The organism is Streptomyces yokosukanensis (assembly GCF_001514035.1).
Classification (GTDB): Bacteria; Actinomycetota; Actinomycetes; order Streptomycetales; family Streptomycetaceae; genus Streptomyces; species Streptomyces yokosukanensis.
Map to the genome: position 1 here is coordinate 148,572 of NZ_KQ948211.1, position 12,427 is coordinate 160,998.

Genomic DNA, 12,427 nt, shown 5'->3' on the forward strand with positions numbered 1-12,427 from the left:
CCGGCGGGGCCGGCGACCAGGGTCTGATGTTCGGGTACGCGAGCGACGAGACACCCGAGCTGATGCCGCTGCCGATCCGCCTCGCCCACCGTCTGTCGCAGCGCCTGACCTCGGCCCGCAGGAGCGGCGCGATCCCCTACCTGCGCCCGGACGGCAAGACCCAGGTCACCATCGAGTACGACGGCGACAAGGCCGTACGCCTGGACACCGTGGTCGTGTCCTCCCAGCACGCCTCGGACATCGACCTGGCGACGCTGCTCAACCCCGACATCCGCGAGTTCGTCGTCGAGCCGGAGCTGAGGGCGCTCGGCGAGGGGGACATCAAGCTCGACACCGACGGCTACCGGCTGCTGGTGAACCCCACCGGCCGCTTCGAGGTCGGCGGCCCGATGGGTGACGCCGGCCTGACCGGCCGCAAGATCATCATCGACACCTACGGCGGCATGGCCCGCCACGGCGGCGGCGCCTTCTCCGGCAAGGACCCCTCCAAGGTGGACCGCTCGGCCGCCTACGCCATGCGCTGGGTCGCCAAGAACGCCGTCGCGGCCGGGCTCGCCGCCCGGTGCGAGGTCCAGGTCGCCTACGCCATCGGCAAGGCCGAGCCCGTCGGTCTCTTCGTCGAGACCTTCGGCACCGAGACCGTGCCCGTGGACCGTATCCAGTCGGCCGTCACCGAGGTGTTCGACCTGCGGCCCAGGGCCATCGTCCGCGACCTCGACCTGCTCCGCCCGATCTACGCCCAGACCGCCGCCTACGGCCACTTCGGCCGCGAACTGCCCGACTTCACCTGGGAGCGCACGGACCGGGCTGCGGCGCTGCGGGCCGCGGCGGGGGTGTGAGATGCGGATCGCCGTCACCGGGTCCATCGCCACGGACCATCTGATGACCTTCCCGGCCCGCATCACCGACCAGTTGCTGGCCGACCGGCTGGACCGGGTCTCGCTGTCGTTCCTGGTGGACACCCTGGAGATCCGGGAGGGCGGGGTCGCCGCCAACATCGCCTACGGCCTGGCCCTGCTGGGGCACCGCCCCCTGCTCGTGGGGGCGGTCGGCGCCGACTTCGAGGGCTACGGCGCCCGGCTGGCCGCCCTGGGCGTGGACACCCGCGCCGTCCTGGTCTCCGCCACCCGCCACACGGCCCGGTTCCTGTGCACCACGGACCCGGACGGCAACCAGATCGCGTCCTTCTACCCCGGCGCGATGGCGCAGGCGTCCGCGATCGACCTCGCCGACGTCACCGAGGACGGCGTGGACGTCGTCCTGATCGGCGCCGACGACCCGGCGGCGATGCTCCGGCACACCCGCGCCTGCCGGTCCCTGGGGATCCGGTTCATGGCCGACCCCTCCCAGCAGCTGGCCCGGCTGGAGGGCCCGGACGTCCGGGAACTCCTCGACGGCGCGGACCACTTGTTCACCAACGAGTACGAGCACGGGCTGCTGCTCCGCAAGACCGGCTGGTCGCACGCCGAGGTCCTGGACCGGGTGGGCACCTGGGTGACCACCCTCGGCGAGCGGGGCAGCCGTGTGGAGCGGGCCGGGAAGAACCCCGTGGAGGTGGCGGCGGCCCCGGCCGCCGAGGTCGCCGACCCGACCGGGGTGGGCGACGCGTACCGCGCGGGCTATCTGGCCGCGCTGTCGGCGGGCCTGGACGTCGCGCGGTGCGCGCGGACGGGCTCCGTGATGGCGTCCCTCGCCCTGGCGGCCGTGGGCACCCAGACCTACGAGGTCGACGCCACCGCTCTCCCGGCCCTGCTCACCACGGCCTACGGTCCCCCCGTCCGGGAGACCAGCCCGGCCCCGGCGTGAGCGGGGCGGTACGACAGACGAGTCGGGCTGTACGCCGGGTTCTGTTCCGAGGGGTCCTCGCGGGCCCCTCGGCGACGGCCATCCATCTAGGGCCGGTGTTGCCACCGGCCTCGTGCGGTCTACCCGCGGACTCGGGCGGGCAGCCCTCGAACGTCCGCGCAGAGCGCGTGTTACGGCGCTCCTCTTGACCTTGCTCCGGGTGGGGTTTACCTAGCTGCCCAGGTCACCCTGGGCACTGGTGGTCTCTTACACCACCGTTTCACCCTTACCAGGGGCCGAAGCCCCGGGCGGTCTGCTTTCTGTGGCACTGTCCCGCGGGTCACCCCGGGTGGCCGTTAGCCACCACCCTGCCCTGTGGAGCCCGGACGTTCCTCGGGAAGCCCCCTAGGGGGACTCCACGCGGCCGTCCGCCCGGCTCGTCTGCCGTGTCGACCATGGTACCGGGCGCCGGGGGCGGCGCGGACCGGCGGCGGCCGTCGCCAGGACCGAGCCCGCGAGGATCAGGGCGAAGGCCGCCAGGACCGTCGGTGTCAGCCGCTCGTGCAGGAAGAGCGCGCCCGCCGCCACCGCGACCGCCGGATTGACGTACGTGATCACCGTCGCCCGCGTCGGGCCCGCCTCCTTGATCAGCTCCAGGAACGCCACGAAGGCCACCGCCGTGCAGAGCACGCCCAGGCCGGCCAGGGCCGCGAGGGCGGAGGACGAGGGGACAGCGGACGGGCGGGCGAGGGCCGCGACCGGGGCGTAGACCACCGCCGCGAGGGTCAGGCAGGCGGCCGTCAGATGCAGGGAGGGGACGTCCTTCAACCGGCGCGCGGCTATCAGCGGTGCTGTCGCGTAGCCCAGCACCGTGATGAAGACCTCGGCCAGCGAGCGGGTGTCGCCGCCGGTCAGATGAGGGAGGGTCAGGACCGTCACACCGCCGAGGCCGAGGGCGAGGCCCGTGAACCGACGGGCCCCGAGGTGGTCCGTGTCACCCAGGGCGTCGCTCCCCGCGCTCGGGCGAAGCCGGGAGTGGAGGCGGGCCGCGATCACGCCCACGATCGGCACGCCCGCGATCAGCAGCCCGGCCGTCGAGCTGGACAGGTGCCGTTCGGCGTCGGTGAGGGTGAACCAGGGGACGATGATCTCCAGGCACGCGAAGGCCAGCAGGGGGCGCCAGTGGGCGCGGACGGTCGCGGGCAGGCCGCCCTGGCGCAGGGCGAACGGGAGCAGCAGGATCGCGCCGAGCGCACAGCGCGTGAACACGACCACGGGCGGGGACACCTCCTCCACCGCCACCTTGATCATCAGATAGGGGATGCCCCAGACCACTCCCATCAGGGAGAACAGGAACCAGCCGCGTGCAGTCATGCCCTGAGTTTCGGCCACGGCCTCACGGGGAGTCTTGAACGCTGTTGCGGTAGGCCGCCGGCGTCACCCCCAGCACCCGGCGGAACCAGCGGGTCAGATGCGCCTGGTCGGCGAAGCCCACCAGCCCCGCCACCTCCGCCGGGCGCAGCCCGGCCTCCAGCAGCCCTCGCGCCTTGCTCACCCGGTACTGGGCCAGCCAGGCGTACGGCGGTATGCCCATGGCCGTACGGAACGCCCGCAGGAGCTGGTAGCGGGACAGGCCCAGGTCCGCGGCGAGACCGGCGAGCGGCGGCGGTGCCGCGAGTTCGTCGGCGAGGCGGTCGCGGACCGTCCGTGCGATCGCGCCCGCGCCGGGGACCGCGTCGCAGGCGGGCCGGGCCGTGGAGTGCCGGCGGGCCAGCGCCGTCAGCAGCCAGGGGAAGCGGGACTCGGCTTCGAGGGGGTCGGGGCAGGCGCTGAGTTCCGTGTGGGTGAGCCGCAGGGCGGCGGCCAACTCGGGGTCGTCGAGGAGGGGTTCGCGGAAGTACGGCGGGCCGCCGAGGACGCCGTCGGTCAGCAGGGACGGGTCGGCGTACAGGGCGCGGTAGGCGTAGCCGTCGGTGGGGTTGCCGGGGCCGCCGGTGTGCATCTCGCCGGGGTCGAGGACGACGATGGTGCCGGGGCCGGTGCGGATGTGGCCGCCGCGGTAGTCGATGACCTCGCTGCCGCCGACGCAGACGCCGATCGTGTACTCGTCGTGGGCGTGCGGTGCGTAGGTGTGCCGGCGGAAATCGGCCGTCAGCAGGTCGAGCGGCGGCCCTTCGTGGCCCAGCCGGGCCCTCGTCCACAGCGCCTGTTCCGCCATGGCGCACCCCCCTTGTCGTACCGAGACCGTCAGGGGTGCAACGCTTTCAGGCCACGCTTCCATGCCGCGCCGAGGTCGGCGTCGCCGGGAAAGCGGCCGTGGATCTCCAGGATCACCATGCCGTGGGCGAAGGCCCAGACGGCGCGGGCCAGGTCCAGGTCGCCCGCGCAGGCGCGCAGCAGGGGCAGGGCGGCCCGGTCCTCCAGGCCCGCGGGGAGCTGGGCGCGGGGCAGGGGGCGTTCGGTGGCCAGGCAGTACAGGTGCGGATGGGCGAGGGCGTAGGCGCGGTAGGCCCCGGCGACCGCTTCGAGGGAGCCGGGGGCGCGGGCCTCGGCTGCCTCCAGGGCCTCGGCCGACTCGGCGAGCATCCGCGCGGTCAGTTCGACCTCCACGGCCTGCTTGTCGGGGAAGTGCTTGTAGAGGGACGGGGCCTTGATGCCGAGGCGGTCGGCCAGGGTGCGCATGGTGAGGGCGGCGGGCCCGGACTCCTCCAGGAGTTCCCGGGCCACGGCGGCGATCTCCCGCGCCCGGGGGGTGAGGCGGTCGTCAGTCACGCTGGAAGCCCTCCTTCGTGCGCAGTCCGTAGCCGAAGGCGCGATCGTACGAGATGTGGGCGAGCCAGCCGCACAGCGCGGCGACGGCGGGCGGCCAGGTGACCGGCAGGACCGTGCAGGCGACGAGGAGCGCGAGCGGGACGAGGGCCCGGTGCATCGCGTTGTAGTACGGCACCGCGCGCGGCGGCAGTTGCCCCTTGGCCATGCGGGGCGCGTCGTCCAGGGCGACCAGGAAGGTCAGGTCGGGCAGGACGAGGAAGGCCAGGGCTGCGGCGCCGGCGAGCCAGCCGTGGCCGATGCCCTCCAGCACGGCGAAGGCCGACCAGAACAGGGCGAGCGCCAGCCATGCGGCGCGGCGCAGGACGGTGCGGGTGGCGTTGGGCGTGCGGGTGGTGCCGGCCGTCGCGGCCATGGCTGCCTCCGGTGTCGTACGGCGGTCTCGGCGGGTGGCCGACCAGACATGGCTAACGTCGTTAGCCATGCCTCGACCGTACGGCTAACGGCGTTAGCCGTCAAGGTCCGCGCGCTCCAGGGCCGCGAAGGCGGATTCCAGGCGCGCCCGGTGCTCCCGCGCCACCTCGTCCGCCGGTTCGCCCGCCAGCAGCTGCCGCGCGGAGGCGAGGAAGACCGTCCGGTAGGCCGCCACGACCAGTGCCGCGAGCAGGCGCGGATCCGGCGCACCCGCCTCGGCGAGGGCGGCGGCCAGCGCCCGCTCCACCTCCTCCACGCCCTCGCGGGCGCGGGCACGCAGGGCCGGGGAGTCGACGACGATCCGCCCGAAGGTCGAGAAGGTCTCCCCCACACCGCCCAACGGGTGCCGCCGGTCGAGCAGTCGGAGCGCGAGGCGGCGCAGGGCGGCGAGGGGCGCCTCACCGGCGCCGCGGTCGCGCACCGCCCCGACGAAGAGGGCGACGGCCTGCGGGATGCGGTCGAGGAACAGATCCTCCTTGCGCGGGAAGTAGTTGAAGACCGTCATCGTGGAGACACCCGCCTCCCGGGCGACCTCGGCGACGGTCACCGCCTCGAAGCCGCGCTCGGTGAACAGGCCCGTCGCGATGTCGGAGATCCGCTGCCGCGTGGCTCGCTTCTTGCGCTCCCTCAGCGAGAGTTCCGCATCCGGCGGTTCCCCGTGCGGCAGTTCCTCGTCCGGCCGCTCCTCGTCCGGCAGTTCCTCGTTCATAGTAAAACTATAGCCACTCAAAACTTTTAGTGACTACAGTTGAAGCCATGACGACGATCGATTACGACGTGGTGGTGGCCGGCGCCGGCCCCGTGGGCCTCTTCCTCGGCTGCGAACTGGCGCTCGGCGGGGCGAGTGTGCTGGTCATCGAGCGGCTCACCGAGGTGGACGAGACGATCAAGGCGGGCGCGATCAACATCCCGAGCGCGGTCGCCCTCTACCGGCGCGGGCTGCTGCCCGAGCTGGCGGCGGTGTGGGAGGCGGCGCGGCAGCGGGTGTTCGCCTTCAGGCAGGCCGGCGAGAACCGCGGCGGGCCCGAGGCCAAGCTCCCGCCCAAGTTCGCCGGGCACTTCGCCGGGATCATGATGGACCCCGATCTGTTCGACGGCTCCGACCCCGCCTGGGCCGAGGTCGGCCCCGCCGGCGACACCGGGCTCGGTGTGCCGCAGGCCGCGCTGGAGCGGATCCTGGCCCGGCACGCCGAGGGGCTCGGCGTCCAGGTGCGCCGGGGCGTGGAGCTGACCGGGTTCGACGCGGACGCGGACGGGGTCGCCGTGCACACCGCCGAGGGAACGATCCGTGCCGGCTGGCTGGTCGGCTGCGACGGCGGGCGCAGCACGGTCCGCAAGCTCGCCGGGTTCGACTTCCCCGGCACGGACCCGGAGATCACCGGCTATCAGGCGGTCGTGGAACTGACCGGCGCCGAGCGGCTGCGCCAGGGCTGGAACACCACGGACACCGGGACCTATGTCCATGGGCCGTTCCCCGGGCGGATTCTCACCGTGGAGTTCGACGGGCCCCCGGCGGACCGCTCGGCCCCCATCACCGCCCAGGAACTGCAGGCCAGTCTGCGCCGGGTGACGGAGGTGCCCGAGGTCGCCGTCACCGAGGTGCACAGCGCCACCCGGTTCACCGACAACGCCCGCCAGGCCACCGAGTACCGCAAGGGCCGGGTGCTCATCGCGGGCGACGCGGCGCATGTGCACTCGCCGTTCGGCGGGCAGGGGCTCAACCTCGGCCTCGGGGACGCGATGAACCTGGGGTGGAAGCTGGCCGCCGTCGTACGCGGCACGGCACCCGAGTCCCTGCTCGACAGCTACACCGCGGAGCGGCATCCGATCGGCGCCTGGGTGCTCGACTGGACCCGGGCCCAGATCGCGGTGATGCGCCCGGACCGGCACGCCCGCGCCCTGCGCCGGGTGGTGACCGATCTGGCGCTGACCACCACCGGTACGACGTACCTGGTCTCCAAGATCGCCGGCATCTGGCAGCGCTACGACCTGCCCGGCGACCACCCGCTGACCGGCGCGAGCGCCCCCGACCTGGTGCTGGCCGACGGATCCCGGCTCGGCGACCAGCTGCGCTCCGGCCGCGCCCTGCTGCTCGACCTCGCCGACGACCCCGAACTGCGCGCCCGCGCCGAGGGATACGGCGACCGGCTGCAGATCCGCACCCTCGCCTGCCCGGACCGGCCGGACCTCAGGGCACTGTTCGTCCGCCCCGACGGCTTCGTGGCCTGGGCGGCCGACACGGAGGGCACGGACACCAAGGGCCTCCCGGAAGCCCTGGAACGCTGGCTCGGGACGCCGACCACCGGCGACGCGTGACCCGACGACCCGCCTCGGACGAGCTCCCCCGCCGTACGCGGCTGCACGCCGACGGCCCCGGCGGGCTCGTCCGGGCGCTCACGCGGCCGTGAAGCCAGGCCCTCACGCGACCGTGAAGAGGATCTTCGATGTCCCCGGATCGGCGCGGGTGAGCCGCACCCGAAGCCGTTCGCCGAGCGGCAGGGGGTCGCCCTCGACACGGCCGATGACGGCCGGGGAGATCAACTGCACGGTGCCGACGGTCGGCCGGTGCTCGTCGACGGCGACCACGCAGCCGTCGAAGACGTCCCCGATCCGGTCCTTGAGCAGGGCCGCCTCCACGATGTCCACGCACTCGCGCTCGACCGTGCCGGCGATGCGGGAGCCCTCGGCCATCTGCCGGGGCAGCGCGTCGAGCGCGGCGAGCACCCAGTCGGGCGGGGCCTGACCGGCGACGGCGGCGAGGCAGATCTCCGCGGCGTACCGGTCGGCCAGGCGGCGCAGCGGGGCGGTGCAGTGGGTGTAGGGGGCGGCGACGGCGGCGTGGGTGGTGATCGCGGGCAGGACGCCGTCCCGGAAGACGGTGTAGCCGGCGCCGCGCAGCAAGGTGGTGCACTCCTGGAGGAAGGCCGCGTGGCGCGGGTCGCCCGGGTCGAGGGAGCGGATCAGGGCCGCGTACGACACATGGTGCGGCCAGTCGATGCGCAGCGCGGTCGCGGTGCGGCGCAGCCGGGCCACCTCCCCCACCCTCGAATTCGCTCGAGCGGGGGCACCCCCATCGTCGGGGGCGGCCGGCAGCGTGCGCAGGACGCCGGTGCCGTGGGCGAGCATCAGATCGGCGGCGGCCATGCCGGTGAGTAGGGACAGCTGGGCGTTCCAACCGTCGGCGGGCAGCGGGGTCCGGTAGCCGAGGACGTAGGTGTGGTCCTGCTCGGTGATCTCCTGCTCGGGCACGTTCAGGGAGATGCCGCCGCGCTCGGCCTCCTGCCGCTCCCGGGCCTCGCCGATCTCCTTGAGCAGCGCGATCGGCTCCTCGGCGGTCCCCGTGTCGATCTGTTTCTGCACGCTCGCGTAGTCGAGCTTGGCGCGGCTGCGCACCAGGGCGCGGCGCACGTCGACGGCGACGGTCCGGCCGTCCGCGTCCAGGTCGATCGTCCACAGCACGGACGGGCGGACCTGGTCCGGCAGCAGGCTGGCCGCGCCCTCGCTGAGCACGGTGGGGTGCAGCGGGATCTTCTCGTCGGGGAAGTACAGGGTGTTCACCCGGCGGTGCGCCTCCGCGTCCAGCGCTCGGCCGGGTGCGACGAAGGCGGCGACGTCGGCGATGGCGTACCGGACCCGGTAGCCGGTGCCCTGCCGGGACAGGTGCGTCGCCTGGTCGAGGTCGGTGGAGGCGGGCGGATCGAGGGTGAAGAAGGGGAGGTCCGTGACGTCGTACGACGGCAGGGCGGGCGTCTTCGCCGTGCGCTCGGCCTCGGCCCGGACCTCGGGCGGGAAGTCCTCGGCGACCCCCAGCTCGGCACGGAGCGCGGCGAGCGCGGCCCGCAGGGGGGCCTCGGGGGCACCGGTCACACGGATCTTGCGGCGGGGCATACAGCGAGAGTAGGTCGGGGCCGTGCGGGTGGCACGCCGTAGTCTGGCGCGGAGGTCTACGTGAGGAGTACGTGTTGCTGGTCCTGCTGCCGCCCTCGGAAGGCAAGGCGAACTCGGGCGGGGGCGCCCCGCTGAACCTTCGGTCGCTGTCGTCGCCGGGGCTCACCGGCGCCCGGGAGGCCGTCCTCACCGAGCTGGTCGAGCTGTGCTCCGGGGACGCGGAGAAGGCGCGCGAGGTGCTCGGGCTGAGCGAGGGGCTCGCCGGCGAGGTCGCGAAGAACGCCGGTCTGCCGACGGCCGGCGCCCGCCCCGCCGGCGAGATCTACACCGGAGTCCTCTACGACGCCCTCGGCCTGGCCACCCTGGACGCGGCGGCGAAGAAGCGCGCGGCGGCCTCGCTGCTGGTGTTCTCCGGGCTGTGGGGCGCGGTGCGCGTGACGGACCGGATCCCCTCCTACCGCTGCTCGATGGGCGTGAAGCTGCCGGGGCTCGGCGCGCTGGCCGGGCACTGGCGGGCGTCGATGGCCGAGGTGCTGCCCGAGACGGCCGGGGACCAGCTGGTGCTGGACCTGCGGTCATCGGCGTACGCGGCGGCCTGGCGGCCGAAGGGTGAGGTCGCAGGGCGCACGGCGACGGTGCGGGTGCTGCACGCGCCGACGCGGAAGGTGGTCAGCCACTTCAACAAGGCGACCAAGGGCCGGATCGTACGGAGCCTGCTCACGGCCGGTGCCGCGCCGAAGGACCCCGCCGAGCTGATCGGGGTGCTGCGGGAGCTGGGGTACGTCGTGGAGGCGGAGGCGCCGGGCCGGGCGGGCAAGGCGTGGTCGCTGGATGTGCTGGTGGAGGAGATCCACTGACGAGCTGTTGCAGCATGCGCAACGGTCATTGCGCGTGATGCAGCAGCTGGGCACGATGAGGGCATGACGTCACCCCTGCCCTCCTCCTCCCCTGCCTCCGGCGCCGTCTCCGTGCTGGATCTCGCCCCCGTGGTGCCCGTGGTGGTCGTCTCCGACGCCGCCGATGCCGTACCGCTGGCCCGGGCGCTGGTGGCGGGCGGGCTGCCGGCGATCGAGGTGACGCTGAGGACGCCGGCGGCGCTGGACGCGATCCGGGCGATCGCCGCCGAGGTGCCGCGGGCCGTGGTCGGCGCGGGCACGGTGATCACCGCGGAGCAGGTCGGCGCGTGTGTGGCGGCCGGGGCACGGTTCCTGGTCAGCCCCGGGTGGACGGACGCCCTGCTGGCGGCGATGCGCGGGTCCGGGGTGCCGTTCCTGCCCGGGGTGTCGACCACCTCGGAGGTGGTGGCGCTGCTGGAGCGCGGGGTGCGGGAGATGAAGTTCTTCCCGGCGCAGGCGGCGGGCGGCACGGCCTATCTGAAGTCGCTGTCCGGGCCGTTGCCGCAGGCCCGGTTCTGCCCGACCGGCGGGATCGGGCCGCAGACCGCGCCGGAGTATCTGGCCCTGCCCAACGTCGGCTGCGTGGGCGGCAGTTGGATGGTCCCGGCGGACGCGGTGGCCGCCGGGGACTGGGCGCGGGTCGAGGAGCTGGCGCGGGGCGCGGCCGGACTCGGCGGGCCCGACCGGCTCAAGGACGCAGGTGGGACGTGTCGTTGAAGAGCCGTACGCTCGCGTTGCCGTCCGCGTAGTACGCCACCGCCGACAGGGAGGCCGCGGAGAGTTCCATGCGGAACAGGGACTCGGGCGGGGCGCCGAGGGCGAGGCGGACGAGGGTCTTGATCGGGGTCACGTGTGTGACCAGCAGGACCGTACGGCCCGCGTGCGCGGCGACCAGCCGGTCGCGGGTGGCGGCCATACGGATGGCCGTCTCGGCGAAGCTCTCGCCGCCGCCGGTGGGGTGGGCCTCTGGGTCGGCGAGCCAGGCGTTCAGATCGTCGGGGTGGCGGTCGCGGACCTCGCCGAAGGTGAGGCCCTCCCAGGCGCCGAAGTCCGTCTCGCGCAGGCCGTCTTCGACCGTCACGTCGAGGCCCAGGCGGGCGGCGACGACGGCGGCGGTCTCACGGGTGCGGGCGAGGGGGGAGGCGAGGACGGCCTGGACGGTGCCGCGCCGGGCCAGGGCCTCGGCCACGCGGTGGGCCTGTTCGCGGCCGGCGACGGAGAGGGCGGGGTCGGTGCCGCCGCTGCCGGAGAACCGCTTCTGGGGGGTGAGGGGGGTCTCGCCGTGCCGGAGCAGCACGAAGGTCGCGGGGGCGCCGAGGTCGGGGGCGGCGCTCCAGCCCGGCGCCGAGTGGCTCTGCGCGTCGGGGGTGGGGCTCTGCGCGTCGACCACCCGTGCCTCGCCCGCCCCTGCCTCGTCGGAAGGCGACCACTGCTCGCCCTTCGCCCCGGCGTCCATCGCCTCGTTGGCCAGGCGGTCGGCGTGTTTGTTCTGGTCGCGGGGGATCCACTCGTAGGTGACCCGGTCGGGCGGGAAGACCGACCGCGACTGTGCCGCCAGGGGCTTCATGTCGGGGTGTTTGATCTTCCAGCGGCCCGACATCTGCTCGACGACGAGCTTGGAGTCCATACGGACGTGCACCGCGGCCGTCGGGTCCAGGGTGCGGGCGGCGTGCAGGCCGGCCAGCAGGCCCCGGTACTCGGCGACGTTGTTGGTGGCGACGCCGATGTACTCGGCCAGCTCGGCCAGCGTCTCCCCCGTCGCCGCGTCGCTCACCACGGCGCCGTAGCCGGCCGGCCCGGGGTTGCCCCGCGAGCCGCCGTCGGCCTCGACGATGAACTCCCTCACCGGCTGCGCCCCTTACAGGCCCGACTCGGCCGTGCGCACCAGGATGCGGCGGCAGTTCTCGCAGCGCACCACGGTGTCCGGCGCCGCCGCGCGGATCTCGCTCAGCTCGGTGATCGCCAGCTCCTGGCGGCAGCCCTGGCAGGTACGGGCGTACAGCTTGGCCGCGCCGATGCCGCCCTGCTGCTGGCGCAGCTTGTCGTAGAGCTTGAGGAGGTCGGCGGGGACCGAGCCCGCGATCACCTCGCGCTCCTTCGTCACGGTCGCCGCCTCGCCGTCGATCTCCTCGAAGGCCGCGTCCCGGCGCCCGCTCGCGTCGTCGATCCTCGACTGGACGGAGGCGACCCGCTCGGTCAGCTCCGTCACCCGCTCCTGCGCGGCCTCGCGGCGCTCCATGACCTCCAGGACGACGTCCTCCAGGTCGCCCTGGCGCTTGGCGAGGGAGACGATCTCGTGCTGGAGGTTGGACAGGTCCTTGGGCGAGGTGACCGCGCCGGAGTCCAGGCGCTGCTGGTCGCGGACGGCGCGCTGGCGCACCTGCTCCACGTCCTGCTCGGCCTTGGTCTGCTCGCGGGCGGTGTCGCTCTCCTCGGTCTGCGCGGCCACGAGCAGGTCCCGCAGCTGCGTGAGGTCCTTGCTCAGCGAGTCGATCTCGGCGTGCTCGGGCAGCGACTTGCGCCTGTGCGCGAGCTGCTGCAGCCGGACGTCGAGGGCCTGGACGTCGAGGAGTCGGATCTGGTCGGCGGGCGCGGCGTTCAGTTGGGGGCTCCTG

The 12,427-nt window shown here is 73.9% G+C and carries 12 protein-coding genes, 1 other RNA gene and 1 pseudogene; 5 read left to right on the forward strand and 9 right to left on the reverse strand.

Annotated elements, in window-relative coordinates; genetic code table 11:
- Both metK and AQI95_RS16185 read left to right on the forward strand, forming a co-directional pair.
- Positions 1 to 839 (forward strand): methionine adenosyltransferase (gene metK / locus AQI95_RS16180; RefSeq protein WP_067123460.1); only part of this gene is annotated, 839 nt, incomplete at its 5' end.
- 1 nt (position 840) lies between these two features.
- Positions 841 to 1,806, forward strand: a complete 966-nt coding sequence (locus AQI95_RS16185; protein ID WP_067123462.1) for a carbohydrate kinase family protein — start codon at positions 841 to 843, stop codon at positions 1,804 to 1,806.
- Positions 1,807 to 1,820: 14 nt separating this feature from the next.
- Here the strand turns inward: AQI95_RS16185 and rnpB are convergent.
- From rnpB to AQI95_RS16215, 6 genes and pseudogenes are all read right to left on the reverse strand, one after another.
- An RNA gene (gene rnpB / locus AQI95_RS16190) (RNase P RNA component class A) lies at positions 1,821 to 2,225 on the reverse strand.
- Between the two features lie 118 nt (positions 2,226 to 2,343).
- Positions 2,344 to 3,159: pseudogene (locus AQI95_RS50365) on the reverse strand (DMT family transporter); the annotation flags it as partial.
- 22 nt (positions 3,160 to 3,181) lie between these two features.
- A complete protein-coding gene (locus tag AQI95_RS16200) occupies positions 3,182 to 4,003 on the reverse strand; it encodes an AraC family transcriptional regulator (protein WP_067123466.1) in 822 nt (273 codons plus the stop codon).
- Between the two features lie 29 nt (positions 4,004 to 4,032).
- Positions 4,033 to 4,557 carry a TetR/AcrR family transcriptional regulator gene (locus AQI95_RS16205; protein WP_067123468.1) on the reverse strand — a complete coding sequence of 175 codons (525 nt, stop codon included), beginning with the start codon at positions 4,555 to 4,557 and terminating at the stop codon, positions 4,033 to 4,035.
- Positions 4,550 to 5,038 carry a DUF4260 family protein gene (locus tag AQI95_RS16210; protein ID WP_244188755.1) on the reverse strand — a complete coding sequence of 163 codons (489 nt, stop codon included), beginning with the start codon at positions 5,036 to 5,038 and terminating at the stop codon, positions 4,550 to 4,552. The genes AQI95_RS16205 and AQI95_RS16210 overlap by 8 nt, the downstream gene beginning before the upstream one ends.
- Before the next feature lie 24 nt (positions 5,039 to 5,062).
- On the reverse strand, positions 5,063 to 5,737 hold the full coding sequence (locus AQI95_RS16215) for a TetR/AcrR family transcriptional regulator (RefSeq protein ID WP_079071289.1): 675 nt from the start codon (positions 5,735 to 5,737) through the stop codon (positions 5,063 to 5,065).
- A gap of 47 nt (positions 5,738 to 5,784) precedes the next feature.
- Between AQI95_RS16215 and AQI95_RS16220 the strand changes: the two genes are divergently transcribed.
- The gene (locus AQI95_RS16220; protein WP_067123470.1) at positions 5,785 to 7,344 is read left to right on the forward strand and encodes an FAD-dependent monooxygenase; all 1,560 of its coding nucleotides are present in this window, start codon (positions 5,785 to 5,787) and stop codon (positions 7,342 to 7,344) included.
- 102 nt (positions 7,345 to 7,446) lie between these two features.
- Here the strand turns inward: AQI95_RS16220 and AQI95_RS16225 are convergent, their stop codons facing one another.
- A complete protein-coding gene (locus AQI95_RS16225) occupies positions 7,447 to 8,916 on the reverse strand; it encodes an RNB domain-containing ribonuclease (protein WP_067123472.1) in 1,470 nt (489 codons plus the stop codon).
- 74 nt (positions 8,917 to 8,990) lie between these two features.
- Between AQI95_RS16225 and yaaA the strand changes: the two genes are divergently transcribed.
- Positions 8,991 to 9,773, forward strand: a complete 783-nt coding sequence (gene yaaA / locus AQI95_RS16230) for a peroxide stress protein YaaA (protein ID WP_067123474.1) — start codon at positions 8,991 to 8,993, stop codon at positions 9,771 to 9,773.
- 63 nt (positions 9,774 to 9,836) lie between these two features.
- Positions 9,837 to 10,529, forward strand: a complete 693-nt coding sequence (eda, locus tag AQI95_RS16235) for a bifunctional 4-hydroxy-2-oxoglutarate aldolase/2-dehydro-3-deoxy-phosphogluconate aldolase (protein ID WP_067123476.1) — start codon at positions 9,837 to 9,839, stop codon at positions 10,527 to 10,529.
- On the opposite strand, the gene AQI95_RS16240 is transcribed toward eda, so the two are convergent.
- Together AQI95_RS16240 and AQI95_RS16245 are read right to left on the reverse strand one after the other, a co-directional pair.
- Complete coding sequence (locus AQI95_RS16240) at positions 10,501 to 11,658, reverse strand: bifunctional RNase H/acid phosphatase (protein ID WP_067123478.1); 1,158 nt, start codon at positions 11,656 to 11,658, stop codon at positions 10,501 to 10,503. The two genes, eda and AQI95_RS16240, sit on opposite strands and share 29 nt — an antisense overlap.
- Positions 11,659 to 11,670: 12 nt before the next feature.
- On the reverse strand, positions 11,671 to 12,414 hold the full coding sequence (locus AQI95_RS16245) for a zinc ribbon domain-containing protein (protein WP_079071307.1): 744 nt from the start codon (positions 12,412 to 12,414) through the stop codon (positions 11,671 to 11,673).
- Between the last annotated feature and the right edge of the window lie 13 nt (positions 12,415 to 12,427).

Excerpts from the sequence above, each read along its gene's own strand:
- AQI95_RS16185 (WP_067123462.1), top strand. The coding sequence starts at position 841 with ATGCGGATCGCCGTCACCGGGTCCATCGCCACGGACCATCTGATGACC.
- AQI95_RS16200 (WP_067123466.1), bottom strand. The coding sequence starts at position 4,003 with ATGGCGGAACAGGCGCTGTGGACGAGGGCCCGGCTGGGCCACGAAGGG.
- AQI95_RS16210 (WP_244188755.1), bottom strand. The coding sequence starts at position 5,038 with ATGGCTAACGACGTTAGCCATGTCTGGTCGGCCACCCGCCGAGACCGC.
- AQI95_RS16215 (WP_079071289.1), bottom strand. The coding sequence starts at position 5,737 with ATGAACGAGGAACTGCCGGACGAGGAGCGGCCGGACGAGGAACTGCCG.
- AQI95_RS16220 (WP_067123470.1), top strand. The coding sequence starts at position 5,785 with ATGACGACGATCGATTACGACGTGGTGGTGGCCGGCGCCGGCCCCGTG.
- AQI95_RS16225 (WP_067123472.1), bottom strand. The coding sequence starts at position 8,916 with ATGCCCCGCCGCAAGATCCGTGTGACCGGTGCCCCCGAGGCCCCCCTG.
- eda (WP_067123476.1), top strand. The coding sequence starts at position 9,837 with ATGACGTCACCCCTGCCCTCCTCCTCCCCTGCCTCCGGCGCCGTCTCC.